The organism is Pseudomonas sp. PP3 (assembly GCF_905336995.1).
Lineage (GTDB): Bacteria > Pseudomonadota > Gammaproteobacteria > Pseudomonadales > Pseudomonadaceae > Aquipseudomonas > Aquipseudomonas reinekei.
The window spans coordinates 3,859,903-3,879,628 of the sequence record NZ_HG995459.1 but is presented as its reverse complement, the minus strand read 5'-3'; the positions used below and the strand labels follow the sequence as shown (position 1 = coordinate 3,879,628).

Annotated in this window: 17 protein-coding genes and 2 pseudogenes; 8 read left to right on the top strand and 11 right to left on the bottom strand. The window is 54.1% G+C overall.

The genetic code is table 11. The annotated features are described in order from the left end of the window. The first annotated feature begins 346 nt into the window (after positions 1-346). The 6 genes from KHO07_RS17520 to KHO07_RS17495 all read left to right on the top strand — a co-directional run bounded on the left by KHO07_RS17520 (position 347) and on the right by KHO07_RS17495 (position 8,288). On the top strand, positions 347-1,735 hold the full coding sequence (locus KHO07_RS17520; RefSeq protein WP_007913177.1) for an MFS transporter: 1,389 nt from the start codon (positions 347-349) through the stop codon (positions 1,733-1,735). A 65-nt stretch (positions 1,736-1,800) separates the two neighbouring features. Continuing rightward, entirely contained in the window at positions 1,801-3,021 is a 1,221-nt protein-coding gene (locus KHO07_RS17515) for an alpha/beta fold hydrolase (RefSeq protein ID WP_212625034.1), read from the top strand. Between the two features lie 322 nt (positions 3,022-3,343). After that, entirely contained in the window at positions 3,344-4,306 is a 963-nt protein-coding gene (locus KHO07_RS17510; RefSeq protein WP_212625033.1) for a 3-hydroxyacyl-CoA dehydrogenase, read from the top strand. 50 nt (positions 4,307-4,356) lie between these two features. Beyond that, positions 4,357-5,283, top strand: coding sequence for a 3-keto-5-aminohexanoate cleavage protein (locus tag KHO07_RS17505; RefSeq protein ID WP_007913166.1), 927 nt, complete (start codon positions 4,357-4,359; stop codon positions 5,281-5,283). A gap of 111 nt (positions 5,284-5,394) precedes the next feature. Continuing rightward, entirely contained in the window at positions 5,395-6,765 is a 1,371-nt protein-coding gene (locus KHO07_RS17500) for an MFS transporter (RefSeq protein WP_212625032.1), read from the top strand. After that, positions 6,762-8,288 (top strand): altronate dehydratase family protein, encoded by a 1,527-nt coding sequence (locus KHO07_RS17495; RefSeq protein ID WP_212625031.1) that lies wholly within the window; start codon positions 6,762-6,764, stop codon positions 8,286-8,288. The genes KHO07_RS17500 and KHO07_RS17495 overlap by 4 nt, the downstream gene beginning before the upstream one ends. A 60-nt stretch (positions 8,289-8,348) precedes the next feature. On the opposite strand, the gene KHO07_RS17490 is transcribed toward KHO07_RS17495, so the two are convergent. The 4 genes from KHO07_RS17490 to KHO07_RS17475 all read right to left on the bottom strand — a co-directional run bounded on the left by KHO07_RS17490 (position 8,349) and on the right by KHO07_RS17475 (position 12,265). After that, positions 8,349-9,041 (bottom strand): GntR family transcriptional regulator, encoded by a 693-nt coding sequence (locus KHO07_RS17490; protein ID WP_224789372.1) that lies wholly within the window; start codon positions 9,039-9,041, stop codon positions 8,349-8,351. Positions 9,042-9,239: 198 nt separating this feature from the next. Next, the gene (locus KHO07_RS17485) at positions 9,240-10,028 is read right to left on the bottom strand and encodes an SDR family oxidoreductase (protein ID WP_038364716.1); all 789 of its coding nucleotides are present in this window, start codon (positions 10,026-10,028) and stop codon (positions 9,240-9,242) included. A gap of 245 nt (positions 10,029-10,273) precedes the next feature. After that, positions 10,274-11,353, bottom strand: a complete 1,080-nt coding sequence (locus KHO07_RS17480) for an alkene reductase (protein ID WP_212625030.1) — start codon at positions 11,351-11,353, stop codon at positions 10,274-10,276. 72 nt (positions 11,354-11,425) lie between these two features. Continuing rightward, positions 11,426-12,265, bottom strand: a complete 840-nt coding sequence (locus KHO07_RS17475) for a pirin family protein (protein WP_212625029.1) — start codon at positions 12,263-12,265, stop codon at positions 11,426-11,428. A gap of 237 nt (positions 12,266-12,502) precedes the next feature. On the opposite strand from KHO07_RS17475, the gene KHO07_RS17470 reads away from it, so the two are divergent. After that, positions 12,503-13,420, top strand: coding sequence for a LysR family transcriptional regulator (locus KHO07_RS17470; RefSeq protein ID WP_212625028.1), 918 nt, complete (start codon positions 12,503-12,505; stop codon positions 13,418-13,420). Between the two features lie 102 nt (positions 13,421-13,522). Here the strand turns inward: KHO07_RS17470 and KHO07_RS17465 are convergent. The 7 genes and pseudogenes from KHO07_RS17465 to KHO07_RS17440 form a co-directional block, all read right to left on the bottom strand. Further along, a pseudogene (locus tag KHO07_RS17465) lies at positions 13,523-14,081 on the bottom strand (integrase arm-type DNA-binding domain-containing protein); the annotation flags it as partial. Between the two features lie 297 nt (positions 14,082-14,378). Beyond that, positions 14,379-14,536: pseudogene (locus tag KHO07_RS29225) on the bottom strand (integrase); the annotation flags it as partial. 954 nt (positions 14,537-15,490) lie between these two features. Next, positions 15,491-15,976: a hypothetical protein gene (locus tag KHO07_RS17460; protein WP_212625027.1), complete on the bottom strand. Its 486-nt coding sequence runs from the start codon at positions 15,974-15,976 to the stop codon at positions 15,491-15,493. 162 nt (positions 15,977-16,138) lie between these two features. Continuing rightward, positions 16,139-17,215, bottom strand: a complete 1,077-nt coding sequence (locus KHO07_RS17455) for an ArsO family NAD(P)H-dependent flavin-containing monooxygenase (protein WP_212625026.1) — start codon at positions 17,213-17,215, stop codon at positions 16,139-16,141. Between the two features lie 67 nt (positions 17,216-17,282). Next, positions 17,283-17,702, bottom strand: a complete 420-nt coding sequence (locus KHO07_RS17450) for a DUF6691 family protein (RefSeq protein WP_212625025.1) — start codon at positions 17,700-17,702, stop codon at positions 17,283-17,285. Between the two features lie 2 nt (positions 17,703-17,704). Beyond that, a complete protein-coding gene (locus KHO07_RS17445) occupies positions 17,705-18,139 on the bottom strand; it encodes a YeeE/YedE family protein (RefSeq protein WP_150733471.1) in 435 nt (144 codons plus the stop codon). A 54-nt stretch (positions 18,140-18,193) separates the two neighbouring features. Next, positions 18,194-19,114, bottom strand: a complete 921-nt coding sequence (locus KHO07_RS17440) for a universal stress protein (RefSeq protein ID WP_212625024.1) — start codon at positions 19,112-19,114, stop codon at positions 18,194-18,196. Between the two features lie 321 nt (positions 19,115-19,435). Between KHO07_RS17440 and KHO07_RS17435 the strand changes: the two genes are divergently transcribed. Next, a complete protein-coding gene (locus tag KHO07_RS17435; protein WP_212627709.1) occupies positions 19,436-19,708 on the top strand; it encodes a hypothetical protein in 273 nt (90 codons plus the stop codon). Positions 19,709-19,726: the final 18 nt, after the last annotated feature.

The window sequence follows — 19,726 nt, the reverse complement described above, 5'->3', positions numbered from 1 at the left end:
ATGATCGAGCTAAACCGAGCATTAATATGGTGGTTTTTGGTTGTGCCGTCAAACGGAGCTATGTCGGACGTAGGTGTCTTTTCCCTAATGCATTTACTTCGTCGCCTGCATGCTCAAGGGCGATGGTGCTGCAACTGGTAATCCCTTAGTTCTGTGCCACTGACCTGTTCCTGGCGGTCACAGCAGGTGTGCTTTGCCAGCTATATTCAGCCCTGAATTTGAGCCATAACCTCTGTCCATGGTGAGCAGTACGACAAGTGCTGAATCATCTCGGATGTTGAGGCGTATGTGTGCAAAACACCGATCCTCAGCCGGAGAATAAAAATAAACACCCGGAGATATCCCCATGGGATTTGCTCAAGACAAAATCGAAGCATTACCTGCGGTCAATCGTGTGCCGAAAGGAGCAGGTGCAGCCTCGTGGGGCGCGATGGCTCTTTTGTGGCTCGTATATGCCATGGATGCCAACTCCCGCCAGATGTTCTTTATGGTATTGCCCTCCATCACCAGCGAGTTCAAGACAAGCGCTGAGCTGACTGGACTGCTTGCCGCTTTCATCACGATCGCTACATCTTTGATAGCCGTGCCTTGCATGATTTGGGCTGATAAAGGCGGTCAGGGATGGATGCGAAAATACCGCCACCTGCCAATCGTGATTGCTTACACGCTATTCACCTTTCTGACCGGCCTCAATTTCTTGACTGGCTCGCTTGGAGTGCTTGTCGCGCTGCAAGTGATGTCTCACGCATTTGGCGGTGCTGGCGAAGCCATCGAAGTCACCTCCTTGTCTGAGTGGTGGTCGAAGGAACGCCGTGGTTTCGCCCTAGGACTTCATCACACCGGATACCCTTGGGGCACATTGATCGGTGGCTTGGCGATCAGTGCTCTACTCCACGCTTACGGCCCGGAAAATTGGCGCTTGGCATTCCTGCTTTTCCCTGTACCGATGATCATCATCTTTTCGGTCTACTGGTGGTTCAGTACGAAGAAGCGTTACGAGTCTTTTGTTGAACACGCTCAAGCCGTGGGTGAGACCCCTCCATCAATGGAAGCGGTACAAGGTGTGGTGGAGGTGCCCAAAGGCGCGTTCAAGTCGGCAATGAAAAATCCGAACATCTCCGCTATCGCTCTAATCTCGATGTTTGCAATCGTTGGCTACTTCGGCATCAGCTTCTGGCTACCTCAGTACCTGGCCTTTGTTGCCCATTACAACTTCGCAGAGGCAGCTGCTTACTCGGTGCTCTTCACGATCACCGGTGGTATCGGCCAGATCGTTTGGGGATGGATTTCAGACCGTGCAGGCCGAAAACTTTGCCTAGTCCTTGTTTTCGCGTGGCTTGCGGTGGGCATGTACCTCTTCAAATACTCATCCGTCAGCCTGACTTGGCTTATCGCGATTCAGTTGTTTGCTGGGTTCGCGATGAACGCGCCCTACACGTTGCTGTATGCCATTGCGTTTGACTCTGCGAAGCAAGGCACGACTGGCCTGGCGGGCTCAATCGTCAACGTCGGTATTTACGCCGGTGGCTTTGGGCCATTCGTGATCGGGATGTTCATCGGCGCAGGTGGTGGCTTTGAGCAGGCTGCGGGCTACAACTACGCGCTCTACTTTATCTCCGGCCTCATGGTACTGGCGGCCATCATCACCATTTTCTTCACCCGTGAAACCACCGGCTGGTTCCTTAAGTACGACAAGGCGCTGGTATCGAAGTCCTCTTGCAACATGGGTTTGTAACGAACCGATCGTACCTGCACTTACAAGAAAATCCCCTTTGGGATAGCTAAAGCTAGGAGAAAGTCATGACCCTTATTAATGATGCCAAATGGTTGAGCCAATTCGCCGACGAGTTAAACGGTGATGCTGATTGGACTGCCGCTGCTCGCTATTTTGATGGGCGCATTCAATTCAAGCACAGCACAGGTTTTTCAACGCTTGCGGTTCTCGCCGGTAAAGTCGTTGCGGTTTACCCGGAAGGAAGCCCGTTGGGCGCTGACATCATCGTGTCTGGTGCTGATGATGAGTGGCAGCGCGTTCTTGACGGAAAGATCGACTGGTTTGAAGCGTTGTCCCCTGGATTGGGAAAACTTGAGCTTGAGGGCAACGTGGTCGCTGCATGGCAGTACGTAGATGTGATGGCCCGCGCGTTCGACGCAATGAAGCGTGTAGGGAAAGCCAATAATAACCCACCAGTCTCGTACTCTCCCGGGCCTAAGCCGTCGGGGAAAGAGACGGTAGGACGGTACATTACTGTTGATGGAATTCGCGTTTACTACGAAGAAGCAGGGGAGGGGCGTCCACTCGTTTGCTTCCACGCGGCATCACAAGATTCTCTAATGTACAGGCACGTACTGGACGGTCTCTCAGATGAGTTCCGCGTCATTGCAGTTGACGCCCCTGGGCACAGCAAATCAGAGCTGCCCGAATCAGGCCCATTCCACAGCCTCACTCGCCATGCGGAGTTCAACGAACATCTTATGGAGGCCTTGGGACTTGAGAAGCCCGCCATCATGGGATGCTCCATGGGCGGCAATCTGGTGCTGGAATTGGGGGCGCGTCGGCCCGATGCGTACAGCGCGATCATTTCAGCTGAAGGGGCAGATTTTACCCCGACGGTTTCCGAGTTCTTCCTCGATATGTTGCTCATGAATGGGCCAGAGATCATCGGTGCCTGGTCTCGTTCGATGACGGGCAATCGCACTCCACCAGATCGTGCAAGGGAGGTGGTGTGGCAGATCTCGCGCACCACGCCGCAGGTGATGAAAGGTGACCTGACAGGCTATGCGAACTTTGATCAGCGGCAACAAGTTGGAAAGATCAAAGCGCCTGTTTTACTTCTGCGCGGTGACGCGGATTGGTTGGTGTACCAAGAGAAGGTTGAGGAGACAGCATCTCGCATTCCCGGCAGTAAGATCGCCGTGCTCGCAGGTACTGGCCACTATCCAATGACTGAAAACCCATTGGAGTTCTGTGACACGGTACGCGCGTTCCTTCGTCACGCGGGTCACGGCCACGCAGGCTGAAAGATCTGATTGAGGAGCCCGCTCGTCAGGCGGGCTTTTCTGCGTTTATTTAACGCGAAGGTTCAATCCCGAAAAAAACCTTTTCTATTCCCGCACAAAAACCTGAAGCGCGCCGACCCACTGAGGCTCAGGCCGTTGCGGGAGCTATCTCGACCCGCGAATCCCTTGCATAGCCGATCGTCAGACGATCAGAATTATTTGCTTGTGATCTGTGATCACAGTGGATAGCATCTGTCTCAGAGCGAACATCTGAGCGTCAGCATTGTTCACCAACCGCTCAAACGATTACTCCTAAACATAAATACAAAATTTGGAGAACATCATGCGAAGTACAACTCCATCTGCGACCGAGCGTGGCCCCATTGCAATCGTTGGCGCAGGCCTGATTGGGAGAGCATGGGCGATTGTTTTTGCTCGAGCAGGACATCCGGTACGCCTACACGACATGGATCTGCAGACAATGCAGAACAGCCATGCCTACATCGAAGCGAGACTTAACGAGCTCGCAGAGTTTGATCTTCTCAATGACGCCCCCCTCACCGTACTGGCACGCATTACTTGCGTTCCCGACTTGGCTGATGCGCTACGTGACGTGGTGCTCGTACAGGAAAATGTTCGGGAAACGGTAGAGGCGAAAATCGACATCTTCAGTCGAATGGATGCGTTGGCGCCCAAGGACGCGATTCTTGCCAGTTCAACTTCATGGTTACCGGCCTCCGAGTTCACTAAAGATCTACCAGGTCGGGGGCGCTGCGTAGTTGCACACCCTACCAACCCACCTTACTTAGTTCCTCTTGTGGAGCTTTGCCCTGCGCCGTGGACAGAATCTGAAGTGATGATTCGAGCGCATGAGATCTACACCGCAGCAGGGCAGAGCCCTGTCGTTCTATCCCGAGAGATCCACGGCTTCTTGTTGAACCGAGTCCAAGCAGCAGTCCTCAACGAATGCTTCAAATTGCATGAGGAAGGCTTTGCTAGCTCTGAGGATATTGATCGGGTGCTCAAAGATGGACTCGCCCTCCGCTGGTCATTTATGGGCCCCTTCGAAACCATCGATCTCAACGCCCCTGCCGGCGTATCTGACTATGCCAAACGCTACGGTCAGCAAAATCGCGAAACGATCAATTCCGAAAATGCTTTTGATTGGTCGGAATCAGCAGTCGCCCGAGTACATGACGAGCGCCGCCAAAAACTTGAACTCGAAGGAATTGCGTTGCGATCCGCTTGGCGTGACCGCCGCCTTATGGCTCTCGCTGCGCACAAGCGTCAAGCACCAAATTCCTGACGGCATCACTTCATCCTGAACACCAAAATAAAAGTAACCAGGAGGTCACCATGGCTCGTAAAGTCATCATCACTTGCGCGGTCACCGGCGCAATTCATACACCTTCCATGTCTCGTTACCTGCCGGTAACACCAGGTCAAATTGCCGAAGCGGCGATTGGTGCCGCTGAGGCTGGCGCCTCAATTGTTCACCTACATGCTCGTAACCCAATTGATGGCAGCCCCTCTCAGGATCCGGAACTGTTTAAGCAGTTTCTGCCGGCTATCAAAGAGGCTAGCGATGTGGTGATCAACCTGACTACAGGTGGTGCACCGACAATGTCGCTTGAAGATCGACTTCGTCCAGCACATCAGTTCAAACCGGAAGTGGCCTCGCTGAACATGGGCACGATGAACATGGGTCTTTACCCAATGCTCAATCGGTTTAAGGAGTTCAAACACGCTTGGGAGGAACCATATCTCGCCGGCAGCCATGACCGCATTTTCAAAAACACATTTACCGACATAGCCCACATCCTCGAGTCATGCAGTGAGAACGGTACCCGTTTTGAAATCGAATGCTATGACATTGGGCATCTCTACACCGCAGCACATTTCATTGATCGTGGCCTCATCAAACCCCCGTTTTTGATCCAATCGGTTTTCGGCATTTTGGGCGGTATCGGCGGGCACCCCGAGGACGTCCTGCATATGCGGCGCACAGCTGATCGTCTCTTCGGAGATGACTATCAGTGGTCGGTTCTTCCAGCAGGAAAGCAGCAGATGAGCATTGGTGCTCAATCAGCCACGCTTGGAGGACACGTGCGTGTGGGTCTTGAAGACTCGCTTTGGGACGGGCCGGGCCAATTGGCAAAAAGCAACGCAGATCAAGTCTCGCGTATGCGCAAAATTCTCGAAGGGCTTTCACTTGAAGTGGCGACACCTGCTGACGCGAGGGAAATCCTAAAGCTCAAAGGTGGCGATAACGTCAATTTCTAAGCGCGGGCACTCACCCCCCATAAAGTCTATCTAGAGGATATTTTGATAATTAAAGGTCGCGGTACAACACCCGCGCCTTAGCAACTTATCCTCATGAGGAGAAAATGAACCATGTTAGCTACGACCCATACAAAAACACAAAAGGGACAGTCGCTGAACGCTTTAATGTTTCGCAAACTAATGCCGATGTTAATCTTTGCTTACGTTATAAGCTTTCTAGACAGAACTAACATTTCACTTGCCAAAACACACATGGCAGTAGACTTGGGTATTTCCGCTGCCGCCTACGGTTTTGGCGCGGGGCTCTTCTTCCTTACCTATGCACTGATGGAGGTACCCAGTAACCTGATCATGCACCGGGTAGGTGCCCGACTCTGGATCACCAGGATCATGATCACCTGGGGGTTGTTGTCTGCCGGTATGGCCTTCATTACCGATGAGACTACGTTTTACATTGCCCGCGCGCTACTGGGCGCAGCTGAAGCCGGATTGTTCCCAGGTGTAATGCTCTATCTAACCTATTGGTTTGGTCGTGAGCAAAGGGCACGAGCCAGTGGCTATTTTCTAATCGGGGTCTGTCTCGCGAATATCATCAGCGGGCCGGTTGGCGGGCTGCTGTTAGAGATGGATGGAATCTGGGGTTGGCACGGCTGGCAGTGGCTGTTCTTCTTGGAGGGAATTCCAGCTGTTCTATTCTCCATCGTGATTTGGCGAAAGCTTCCGGACGGCCCATCTACGGCAAGTTGGCTATCAAAGGAACAAGCCACTGAAGTAGAGCAAGTTCTGAAAAAAGAACATGATGAAGAAATCGCCTCCGGCAATGTTGGTCATTCTTTTAAGGGCGTTCTTAAAATCCCTCAGATTTGGCTTGCTATCGCGGTGTACTTTCTCCACCAAGTGAGTGTGTATTCGGTAATTTTCTTCTTGCCGGGCATCATTGGCACGTATGGAGGCTTGTCATCGTTACAAATAGGATTGTTAAACTCAATCCCATGGATAGCAGCAGCACTCGGGGCCGCGTTTCTTCCAAAGTATGCAACTACTCCGAAAATTTCACGCAAAATAATGTTCGGTGGGCTGCTCCTGATGTCGGCTGGATTGACCCTCGCGGCCTTTACCACTCCACTGATAGCACTAATAGGATTCACTCTTACGGCATCGATGTTTTTCGTTGTTCAGCCTGTGATATTCCTCTTTGCCAGTTCAAGGTTGGCGGGAGCAGGTATGGCGGCGGGTCTGGCGTTAGTGAATACCTTTGGTATTACCGGTGGTTTCTTCGGCCCTTCACTTCTGGGCTTCGTTGAACAAACTACTGGAAGTACGAAGAATGGACTCATTATTGTAGCGGCTCTTTTAACTCTCGCGGCATTCCTGAGTTTGAAACTACGTCAGGCACAAGAAACGATTACTACAAAAACGCGGGACAACATTGTATTGCCCCAGGCTGCGCCGTGTATTACTGATAATGCGAGGACAAAATGAAGAGTACATCCCTGGCACTTAAACTACATCCCGACGATAATGTTGCAATCGCACGCGCTTCGATACCTCAAGGAACCGTGGTTGCGGAGTTCGGTAATATCGTGGTGCTCGCCGATGTGCCCGCAGCGCACAAAATCGCCCTTGCACACGTAAACCCAGGTGATCCTGTTCTGCGTTATGGCCAGATCATTGGCTTTGCTACTAAACCCATTGAGCCAGGCGATTACGTGCATACGCACAATCTGGAGATGGCGACGTTCGAGCGAGACTACGCGTTCGGCGAGGATGCCAAGGTCGCGTCGCCTGCAGCCTCTCCTGTGACATTCCAAGGTTTCGTCCGCGCTGACGGGCGAGTCGCAACTCGAAACTACATTGGTGTAGTGAGCACTGTGAACTGCTCCTCCACTGTTACCAAAATGGTGGTTGAACACTTCTCGCGAAACGGTGTGCTGGATGCCTACCCAAACGTGGACGGTGTGGTGCCGATCACCCACAGCTTCGGTTGCTGCATAGAGCACAATGGCGAGGGGGTGAACCAACTGCGGCGCACGCTAGGCGGGTTCATCAAACACGCCAACTTCGCTGGCGTGGTGGTCATCGGCCTTGGCTGTGAAGCCAATCAGATGGGCGCGCTATTCATGGCCCAGGGCATCGAGACCGGCAAGCTTATCGCTCCCGTGGTCATCCAAGACGTTGGCGGAACCCGCAACGCAGCGGATGCCGCCATTGCCGCCGTGGAATCGATGCTGCCGGTTGCCAACGAGTGCAGACGCGAGCCGGTCTCGGCGCGGCACCTGACCGTGGCGCTCCAGTGCGGCGGTTCAGACGGATACTCGGGCATCACGGCCAACCCCGCCCTCGGTGTGGCTGTCGATATGCTCGTAGCGCAAGGTGGAACGGCCATCCTTAGCGAAACGCCGGAGATCTACGGCGCTGAACACCTGCTGACTCGTCGCGCGGCAACCCGTGAGGTTGGCCAAGGTATCGTCGACCTTATCAAATGGTGGGAAAGCTACGCAGACCGCGAAAAAGGCAGCATCGATAACAACCCCACACCTGGCAACAAGGCTGGCGGCCTGACGACCATTCTTGAAAAGTCTTTAGGCGCAGTTGCCAAAAGCGGCTCCTCCGCACTCATGGGGGTGTACCGTTACGCCGAGCCAATCACGGCCCGAGGCTTGGTGTTTATGGATGCACCTGGCTACGACCCGATGGGAGCCACTGGCCAAATCGCCAGCGGCGCAAACCTCGTTGCGTTCACCACCGGACGCGGCTCGTGCTTTGGCGCCAAACCTGCTCCTTCGATCAAGCTTGCGACGAATACCAAAATGTACACTCGCATGAAGGATGATATGGACATCAACTGCGGGGATGTCATGGATGGCGATGCCACCCTTGAATCGAAGGGTAAAGAGATTTTCGACATGCTCATACGAGTGGCTTCTGGGGAAAAATCTAAAAGCGAGGCGTTGGGCGTCGGCAATGAAGAAACAGTTCCTTGGATGATCGGCGCTCAGATGTAATGAGCGAACAAAAAAGGCGTCCTGATATCAGGGCGCCTTTTTTAAACCTTGTTGATGAGGTTAATCAGCTTCGACAGGCTTGTGCGCATCGGCAACGATCAGCGCCCCTGTATTCAGGATAAACTCGGCAGCACTTTTGATGTCATCTTGCAGTGATTCACAGGCGGCAACGGAGTCACCCTTCTTTAAAGCATCAACCATCGCTGCGTGATGACTGGCTTGCACTCGCTGAACCACACGCTCAGTGCCAGATCGTAGGTCATAGTTGATGATAGGCCCTATTCTCAGCCACAGGGACTCAACTATCTGGAGCAGGATAGGCATGTCCGCCTGATTATAAATTGCGAAATGCAATTCTTTGTTCAGCGTAATCAGCCGTGACTCATCGGGAGCGCCTTTTGCGAACTCTGCGCAAAATGCCTCGTGTATCTTTTCAATCTCAGCCAGCGCCTGCGAATCAACAAGCTCCGCAGCACGAGCTGCAGCTTGCCCCTCCAGATTCAACCGGATACTGGTGATTTCCCGGAACTGGCTGACTGTCAGTACAGGAACGCGAATATATCGATTAGCCGCCATTTCAAGCGCTTGCTCAGCGACCAACCTGTGAACAGCCTCTCGCACTGGCATGACGCTAACACCAAGAGCGTCCGCTATAGATCTGAGCGAGAGCTTTTCCCCAGGCATAACGCGTCCACTTATCAGCAGATCACGCAGCTGGGCATAAACGTCCGCACTGAGAGTCTGGCGGATCATGGGCGTTACGAGTGTGGATAGGTTCATGGCGAGAATTATAGGCAGGTTCGATCAGCCAGCATAGGAAAATGAGACAACTGTGATCACGGATGTGCCGGTAAAGAAAGTGACGGAATCCGGGAGAAACGAGCTCTCTAGAACACGCACAATAAGCGTCTCGCTACCAAGGTCGGTGGCGAGACGTGTAGGTCTGACTAATCAAAGATACTCGACATTGCCGTCGATGCTGATCGCTTGTCCTGTCACATTGTTAGCAGCAGGAGAGCATAGAAATAGGGCCATTGCTGCCACGTCTTCGGGTGGAGTCATCCGGCGCAATGATATTTTCTTCAATGTTTGTTGGCGCATCTCCGGCTCTGAAATGCCTAACTGTTTGGCGCGATCACTGATGACGCGATCCTGGCGCGGGCCCTCGACGATGCCTGGCAGCAGTGCGTTGACTCGAATGTCTTTTTCGCCCAACTCGGCTGCCAATGACTTCATAAGACCAACGATGGCCCACTTGGTCGCGGCGTATGGAGTCCGCCAGGCATAGCCTAAGCGACCCGCGACCGATGAAATATGAATGATGTGTGCGTGTTCTGACTTCGTTAGGAGGGGGACAGCATGATGAGCGAAGCGATACTGCGCATTGAGATTGATGTCTATTGTCTGTTCCCATTCTGCATCGCTAATTTTGTCGATTCCACCGGTCGGCCCTGCTATGCCTGCATTGTTGATAAGTACATCGAGCCCATCCACCCAATCCTGTTGTATCTCGAAGACTCGCTTAATTTGAGCAGAGTCGGAGACGTCAGCCAATGTGGCCAAAGCCTCTGGATAGCGCTCACGAAATTGTGCGATCGCCTGCTCACTTACATCGCATACATGGACTCTTGCCCCAATTTCGAGATATGCAGCCGCGATCGATTCGCCAATGCCTGCTGCCCCACCGGAAATCAAAACTCTCAATCCGGTATAGGGTGTCAGCCGCTTCATCACGTTCATAGCTAATGCGTCCTGTCTTATTTTTGTTCATGAGTTCTTTCGTGGCTACGGCGTGCGTAGACAAGAAAACCTCATTAAGTGATATGTGATCACAGTTTATTTGTCAAGACAGGCTTGCCGCAGGTTTGCAGGTGAATTACCGGGGAGGGCGCAGACTCCTACCCCGGTTCAGCATTGCAATCTACGGCCCGATTACTCTGCGAGTGGCAGCCGGCGGCGACTGCGCTTACCTCAGCACTACATCGTTATCGGATCTGGGCCATGGTCGGGTAATCCGTATAACCTCGCTCCTCACCCTGATAGAAGGTGGTCGGGTCTGCGTCATTCAATGCGACACCCTGTTCGAATCGCTCTACCAGATCCGGGTTGGCCAGGAACGCAGTGCCAAAGGACACCAGATCAGCATTTCCTTCTCTGAGGGACGTTTCTGCGCGTTCCGCGTCATAGCCCCCATTGGCGATGTAGGTGCCTGCGAAACGACGCTTCAGTTCTCTGAAGTCGAATGAACCCGCACCGACTTCTACTACGTGAATGTAGGCTAGCCCGTAGCGACTGAGCATTTTCGCTGCATAGTTGAAAGTCGCTTGGGGATCGCTGTCGCTCATGGAGAAGTAATTAAAAATCGGCGACAGGCGAACGCCCACGCGGCTAGCCCCGAATACTTCGATGACCGACTCCACAACCTCCTTAAGAAACCGAGCGCGATTTTCTGCAGAGCCGCCGTATGAATCGGTTCGGGTGTTGGTGCCATCGCGCAGGAACTGATCGATCAAGTAGCCGTTCGCGCCATGTATTTCCACACCGTCAAAACCTGCACGCTTCGCGTTTTCAGCACCTTGGCGAAAATCCGCAATCACACCAGGAATTTCATCCAGACTCAGAGCCCGTGGCGACTCGTAAGGCTTCAGTCCTTCAGGCGTGTAGATCTCGCCATCAGCCTTGATCGCTGAGGGGGCTACCGGCAGCTGATTATCGAGCTGTACTAGGGAGTGTGACAGGCGCCCAACGTGCCAGAGCTGGAGAAATATCCGTCCGCCCTCTGCATGCACGGCGTCGGTCACGTGTTTCCAGCCGGCGATTTGCTCGCTGGTGAAGATGCCCGGTGTTCTCATGTAGCCTTTGCCTTGAGTCGAGACCTGGGAACCCTCAGTAATGATGAGGCCGGCGCTTGCACGTTGACGGTAATACTCGACTACTGTGGAAGTTGGAACATCACCTTGGCCAGCCCGGCTTCGCGTCAGAGGCGCCATCACCATATGATTTTTCAAGGGTAGGTTGGCGATTTGAGCGGGGGACAAAAGAAGGTTGAGATTGCTCGCTGTCATGACGTGCCTCAGTATGATTTGGGGTGTTGGATAGTTATCGTCGAGATGATTTTCACGCCGGCTTGAGCGGCGCTAGTTGAGCCGTCCTTGTTGCCGCAGCCGTGTGCCAATCCGCTGTATTTCCGTTTCTCCCTGCGCCAGAGCTGCCTTGCTCGTGTGAACCGAGTAGTGACCCGTTACTAGGTGGTACGGATGCTTTACCGCCGAGCCCATCACGAAAGAGCAATCGCCTTTCGCGATGAAGTTGATGCGGTGCTCTGACTCTTCGAACACGGCTAATTCGCCGGCATTGATCAACCCACCTGCGTCCAGACTTCCAGAACTCACAGCGAGCCAAGCAATGTTGTGGCCGGATGGAGGGGTGTAATGCCAGTGCTCACCGTCTTTTAAACTCACGGCGAGATAGTTCATTTCACTCGGCACTTCAATCAGGCTTTGGGCTGCCCCGTAACGTCCCAATAGCAAACGCGCGGGGCCCACTTGAGGAACTTGCGACGGCGCAAGGTAGACACTCATCGCGGGTGCGTTTTCAAGAGATGGTGGCAATGCCACCCAGAGCTGGAATCCCTGTATTGCGGACTCGCTTGCTAGCGTAGCGTCGTGCCACACCCCATTGCCGGCCTGCATCCACTCAACACCACCCGCGAGCAGTAAACCGGTCGCCCCAGTGGTGTCCTCATAAAAGACATCCCCTTTTGTCATGAAGGTAACCGTTGCGATTCCTGAGTGCGGATGCATGCCGAAACTCGACTTACTACCACTGGCGTTCAGGCTGAAAATGTCCAGGAAAATAAACGGTTTCAACAGCTCTCCTAGATCACCTGGACTCATAAGCCTCGTTATGGGGCCATGTGTGGTTCCTTCAGTACGATGGACAATGGCGCGTGGTCGAACTACTACGGTGGCGGTCATATGCTTTCTCTTTGTTCTCCCTTGCCGACAGACGATGTCGTCGAGCGGAGTTCCGGCTGGCTGGACTGGATGTGGATTAACTCGTGATGCCGAAAAGCCTTGACGGTCAGCCCGTAGGAGATTCCGGCAAGTGAGGGTCAGCTGCAGCAATGACTGAAGGATATGCGTCTATTGATTGCTTTATTAGATGGCATAATTGGATTGAACTGATCCATTTTTGGAGTGGGTGGCAGCAAGATGATCGATCTGAATGACGTCGCATTGTTTGTAAAAGTGGTGCGCAGCGGCAGTTTCGCTGAGGCAGCACGGCAGCTTGGAATGCCCTCAAACACCTTAAGCCGGCGGGTTCAACAGCTTGAGGCTCAACTCGGTACAAGGCTGCTGCAGCGCTCCACGCGCAAGCTCACACTCACCCAGTCTGGCGAGGCTTTTCACGAGCGATGCTGTGGAGCCGTGGATGGACTGATTGACGCAAGTGAGCAGCTGATGACAGGAAACCAAGAGCCGAGTGGCATCGTGCGCATCGCGGCAATGGCTGACTTTTTCGACTTTTTTCCTATGGATTGGGTAGCCGACTTTCTCGAGGCGCATCCACGGGTACACGTCGACTTTGTGCTGAGTGATGCACGCGCCGATTTGATCGCTGATCGTATCGACATTGCGTTTCGAGGCGGAGCGTTACAAGACTCAGGATATGTCGGTCGCCAACTCCTTGGAGCTGGTAACGAAGGTCTGGTGGCCAGCCCGAATTACCTTAGAAAAAGAGGCGTACCTGATTCGCTTGGAGATTTGGTCAATCATGATTGTGTAACTTTTGGTCATCCTAGTGGCGTCACCACCTGGACTCTCCATGGGCCAAATGGTGCAGCGGAAGAAGTGCGGGTCACTAGCCGTTTCAATGGAAACACCGCCCAAGCTTTGCGCAAGGCGACGTTGGCCGGGCTAGGAATTGCCTTGCTGCCGCCCGCCATGACAAAGTCTGATCTTCAGACAGGGCGCCTTGTGTCTGTGCTTCCGCAGTACCATAGAACCGGATACGGCCTGCACGTGCTTTACCCCAGTCGGCAACATTTGCCGCTAGCTGTGTCTGCATTCATTGAGTTGGTTATGGAGAAGCTAGAGGGTCAAGAATTCCCCGTGACGGCTCGTTCCTGATCAACACATTGCCCAAGTATCGTTCAAGCAGTTGTCTTCGAAAGAAGGGGGGCAGGGATGCAGTGAAAAGTCAGGAAGTGCCTGCGCCCGTCCTCAACACCTTTTTTTGTGTAGTTCCAACAGCTCCGCCGGTGAAAGGATGCGGTTTCTTTCGGCTTCGTAGTCGACAGGGGTCAGTGGGGTGATGTCGACCAGTTCCGTCGGATTGCCCTCGACCAACAAGGCCCGCCAAGTTGGCGCTTTCTGGCCCAACTGAGTTGCCATCTTTACGCGCGACGCCATCCAACAGCCAGGCCTTGATCAGGTCCTGGACGGTCAGCGTTTGCACCTTCGTCGTTTTTACTTGTTCGGCCTCTACGTTAGCAGCGGCGCATGTCTATGCCTTGGCGGTTTTCTTATGCTCGTTGGGATTGATCTGCTCATCGGTGAGCGCTCGGGCTTGGTTGCGTACCTTGCGGATGTCCGTCAGTAATTTGCGCGGCCAAGACCCGCAGGCGTACTCTTTGTTTTGCCCGCCCCACCGATTGCGATAGAAAAAGCTGACCGACACGCCGTCCTTACGCACGGAGATTCGACCGGCCAGATTGCCATCCTCCCTGAGGATTCGGCCGGCATCGTTGGCGGTCAGTGATTCGAGTTCTTTGATGGTGATTTTGGCCATAAAATGGGTTCCCCCTACTTTTACCCCCACAAAAACGTCGGCTCTTGGTGGGCGTTACTGGATTCTCGTAGAGCAGAACACCGCTGGAACTGAAGTAAATACTCGCTTAGAAAAATCCAGAGCAAAATTTTGGAAGCTTTCAAGAAGTATGAAAAAGGAGATGGGGTGCTAGGGGTCGAGTGTTCGAATCACTCCGTCCCGACCATATTTTCTGATTGAATTCAGACATTTAAGCCGATCAGCTAGATCGGCTTTTTTGTGTCTGCGCAGAACCCGCGCAAAACTACCCGCTGAATTCAAATATCGTTCTTCGACCTGCGTCCAGTGACCCTTTGTCTGCGCTGTTTCTGCTTTTTGCGATCAGGCCGGCTTTGGACCAGGTAAGGCGAAACGACGTCATCCCGGCACCGGCTGATCACAGCCTGGAGTTCTTCGGTCACTTTGAACCGGATCCAGCGAGTATTCGGAGATCCGCGTCCTCCAGATAATAACTGGCGCTAAAGGATGGATAACGCTGACCGGTGGTCAGGCAGTATGAATCAATATGAGAGGGGCGTACTCCACCGCCCGAGGAGCATGTGTTTCTCAATCGCGGTAATTTCCGCCCAAGAGAAAAGCAATGGCTTCTATCGACGACTTCAGATTTGAGTCGCACCGGCTGTTATTAGAGCTCGATGCTGCGACCATGGGGATGATGGCGCTAGTTTCGTCTAGATGTGTTTCAGGTCCCGAGTGGGATGCTGCAAACGAACGACAGCACGTAGCCTATAAATGCTGGGATGCCTTCATGAATCCCCCGCTCACCGCCGACTCCAAAAATACCCCCACTCCTGACTGAGAGAAGGGCATAGGTTTGTGGATGGAGTAGAAATCTACTCCCTGATACAGCTCTACAATAGCTGTACAAAAACTAATGCTGTGTATAAGTTTTGTGCCAAACTTCAGAAAAGGAGTACCAGTCGAAAATATTGACCCATACCTTCGCTTCAGAAAGCTGGGCACTACCATGATTCCTACCGACGACTTTAGATTCCAGTCACACGTCCTTCTTGTGGAGCTTGACGCTGCAACAACCCAGTTGATGATGCTGGTAGTCGCTGGCGAGCTCTCGGGAAGTCGTTGGGATGAGGCGTTCGCACGACAAAGCTCCGCCTACACAGCTTGGGTAAGCGCCGCGCAGTGCGTCCAAACCGACCCGATGCCAGTTCCTGATGGTCGACCTGATGACGGGACGCTCGCTTCGGAAAAATGAGCCTTCATCGGTAGCTTTTGTTGATGCGCTTGGCGACGACCGTATGCCCGGCCGCGGCGAGCTCGTTGAGGCGCGGCGCTGATGCCCGTGGGCGTTGGAGGCGCGCGTCCCGAGTCAACCGAAAACCCACTCCACAATCACAAAAGCCAGCAAATACCTACGGTCCAGGCTTGGCCGGTGGTTGCCCTTGCATGTAGTGTTGGTGCCTCATCATGTTGTCCATCATCATTTGCTGCATCCCTGTGTAGCTGTCCATCATGTACTGGCGTTGACTCTTTTGCTCCGGGGTCAAGTTTGAGTAGTCGTGCCACCCCATCATGTGGCCACCCCCCTTCATGTGTCCTTTGCCCATCATTCCCGGCCCCCACATACGGTTCATCATGCCCATTCCGGCTTGCATCGTATTCCAGTGTTCCTGGAGGAGTTTCTGCCGCTGCTGGGGATCCTGGGTTTGCTGAATTTTCTCCATCTCTGCCTGCATCTTCTTGAAGGTGTCTTGCGCCTGAACCATCTGTTTATCGAACTCGGCAACATTCGGAGTTTGTTGTTGCGTCTGTGTCACTTCAGTTTGCTCTGCTGCTAATGCCCATATAGGGGCTAACGAAGCGGTGAAGAGGAGCACGGCCAACCTGGTATTTTTCATGACTAGTTGCCTCAGTGGTGGCGAGCTGAAGCAAATTCTGAATTAGCCGATTGCGGGGAATGTGTTAGGCCGCATTCGCCAAAATCAAAGACTTCAGCATGACCACTCAGTTATTAGCAGAGCTGTCGCAAGCGACCTTGACATAGATCAGATGCTGAAATGTCAGGCGGACTCAACGGCGAGGAAGGCTACGATCTCTCCGACTGTGCTGCGTGCTGTTCGTGTTACACCGATCAGCGTGGCAGAAGCCGAACCTGTCCACTCGCCGTAACCGACCAACCACAGCCTTGGCTCTTTGGTCGAGTGGGTTCCTTCGACCTCGACGCGGCCGTCTGGGTTGACCAGCTCCAGTGATTCAAGATGCTGTACGGCTGACTTGAATCCGGTGCACCAGATCACCGCGTCCACCGCAGATTCGGAACCATCGCCCCAAACAACCCCGTTGCGAGTGAAACGCTCGAAAGGTCGTACAGACTTGAGGACATTGCGCTCTCGGGCTTCGACAACTGGCGGCACCATGACGATATCGCCCAGCCCACCCACTGGCTGCTCAATGACCCGCCCCTCCAATTGAGCTTTCCAGCGCTCGGTTGCACGCTCGAACAATACCCGCCCATCCACGTCGTCAGGCAAGAACATCGGTTCAACCGGGGTTACCCACGTGGTATCAGCGACCTTTGAGACTTCGGCCAGAATTTGTGCCCCTGAATTGCCGCCACCTACCACCAACACTTTCTTGCCGGCAAACGCTTGTGCCTCGACATAGTTCGCTGAATGTAACTGCCGCCCGGCGAAAAGCTCGGCATTGGGATAGTGAGGTATGTAGGGATTGCTCCAAGTGCCTGTAGCGCTGACAACAACCTTGGTATCCCAATGCTTGTCGGCAGAACGTACACGCAGGCCAGATTCCGTGCGCTCAACCGACGTGACCTGTACCGGACGTTCAACCGGGAACTGGTAGCGCTGTTCGTACTGGCTGAGGTACTCGATTACATGATTTCGTGTCGGGTAGCCATCTTGTGCGGGAGGCATCATCCAGCCGGGGATCGAACTCCAGGTGGACGGGGAGAACAGACGCAGCGAGTTCCAGCCATGTCGCCAGGCACCACCAGGCGCTTCCTGCGCATCGAGGATAACGAATGAAAGCTGAGTTCGACGCAGGAAATAAGCAACTGCCAGGCCTGATTGGCCTCCACCGATAATGACCACGTCTAATGAGCTGGCGAGCGAATGCGTCATGAGGAACATCCTGGAGGGTAGAAAGCGACAATACCAGTCTCCACCGGCACTCAACCAATCCACCCGTTCAAGGGTGGCGCCGAGTCTCCAGCGCAGTAAACACCCACATGCCCGTCAGCATGGCCAACACGAACACGATCACTTGCCAGTGTCCTGTCAGCAGAATGGCGACGGCGGGGCCCGGACAGATGCCCGCTATGCCCCAGCCGATGCCGAACAATAGGCTCCCGCCAATCAAACGCGGGTCCATCTCACGTTTGACCGGTAGCTGCATGGGCCTTCCCAGCAGCGAACTGGATTGTTGTCGCGCCCAGGTTAGCGGGCCAACGGCTATGCCAATTGCGCCGACCATGACCAGCGCCAGGGAAGGGTCCCAGGCCCCGGTTAAATCCAGGAAAGCGAGTACTTTGCCGGGGTTGGCCATGCCTGCCAGAAGCAGACCCAAGCCGAACAGCAGGCCAGCAATGAACGCAGTCAGTTTGGTCATGTTCACCCCCCCAGCAGATGACGCAAGACAAACACCGTGGCGAAACCACTGAACATGAAACACGCCGTGGCGACCATCGACCGCGGTGAAAGGCGCGATATGCCGCACACGCCATGGCCACTGGTGCATCCCGAGCCGTAACGGGTGCCGATGCCTACCAATACACCGGCGACGATCAGGGCGAACCCGCCACTTTGGAACTCGATCGGCGGCAGCGTGGCGAACAAGCCCCATAGCAGCGGCGCGATGAGCAGGCCCAGGAGAAACAGCGCTTTCTCACTCACCCCCTCGCTCCCACGCTGTAAAAGACTGCCGATCAGACCGCTGATGCCGGCGATACGCCCGTTGGCGACGACGAATAAACTGGCCGCCAGGCCAATCAAGGCGCCACCGGCAAGGGATGACCAGGGCGTGAAGTTTTGCCAGTCGACATTCATGAGGCTTCTCCAGCGCTAAATAGTCGATACAGGGAATGGATGACCGGCAATTGTTCAGATTTTTTCCGGGGATACCACCCACACGCTGCAGGGCAACTTGTACAGCAGATGTTCCACCGTACTGCCAACCAGCCGCTCCATGCCGTGGTGACCAATCCGTCCCATGACAATCACATCGGTGTCATAGGCCTGCGCATAGCTGGACAGCACCTTGGCGGGATTGCCCATGATCATGTGCTGGTGTTCCGGCGGGATGCCATTGCGCTCGGAAAGGTCGCGAAACGCATCAGCCTGCGCATCGAATAGCGTCTTGGCTTTTGCCGTGGAGAAAAATGCCGAGCCATTACTGAAACCGAATTCGTCCGCGCTGATGCTGGAAAGGTCATGGGCGTAGATCACGTCCAGTACTGCATCACAGGTGCTCGCCAGTTTGGAGGCCTCACGCAGGATTCTGTCGTTGAAGCCCTTGTACTTGTCATCAGAATGAAACGGGTCAACGGCGGCGACGATCTTGCGCGGCAAAGCATGGTGCACATCACTGACAAAATGCAGGGGCACCGGGCATTCACGTAGCAGGTGAATATCCAACGGGGTAAACATCAGGCGTGACAGCAGCGATTCGCGCTCCAGGGCCTTGATCAATACGGCCATCGGCTGTTCTTTGAGATGAATGAGGATCTCCTGCAAGGGTCTTTCGACCCAGACGACTTCCGTGGTGACCTGCACACCGATCTTGCGCAAGGGGCGGGCCTGGTCTTCGAGCCACTGACGATGGCGCTCGACATAGCCCAGTCGCATCTGTTCCAGCGCCTGCTCGTTGACCATCGCGGCAGTCGCCAACCCTTCAAGATAATCGAACGCCACGATGTGCAGTGCAGCACCTGCAGCCTTCGCCAAGGCAGCGGCCCGGTCGAAGGCAGGGCTGTTTTCCATCAGCGGTGAGACGACCAGCATGAAGCGTAGTTGATCGGACATGACAGATCTCCGGTAGGTAATCGCTTGCCCCGATGGCTGCGGTGTTCTTGGGCAGTGAAGCCTGAACCTAGCCTGCCGCTGTTCAGGACGCCGGTGTTGATCTTTGTCAAATCCAGGGGAAAGGATGGTATGGCCCGACGCGCGGTGATCCGGACTTCAACCCATGACCCAATTATTGACCATTATCAATTTTTCGTCCGTCTTCCCGGCGCAGTCTTTGGGCTCGTGGATTGTTTGCCCACCAGCGGGACGGTGTCATGAAAGTCGCGATTACGCCGTGAGGCTGTGCGCGATGATTTTCGAAGCAATACGGAGGTCGCTATGATCATTGATATCGCGCAGAAACCGGCAAGTCATTGCTGGGTCGTGTGCATGGATGACTTTAAAGTGAGCTTCAACAGCCTGGGAGAAGCGCAGGCATTTGTCGGCCTGCTCAAGGCACGTATCGAGGCACCCCATGTCTGGCCGAGTGTTGCTGACTCTGGCGATGGGGGCAGGCGCGGGAATTGCCTGACGGATATCGCGCGCGGCACTGACAAAAATCAAATGCTCAAAACTGCCAGGGATCAATCTGTGCCTCTATTAGTGGATTGAAATGGCCGCGTGCCGAGG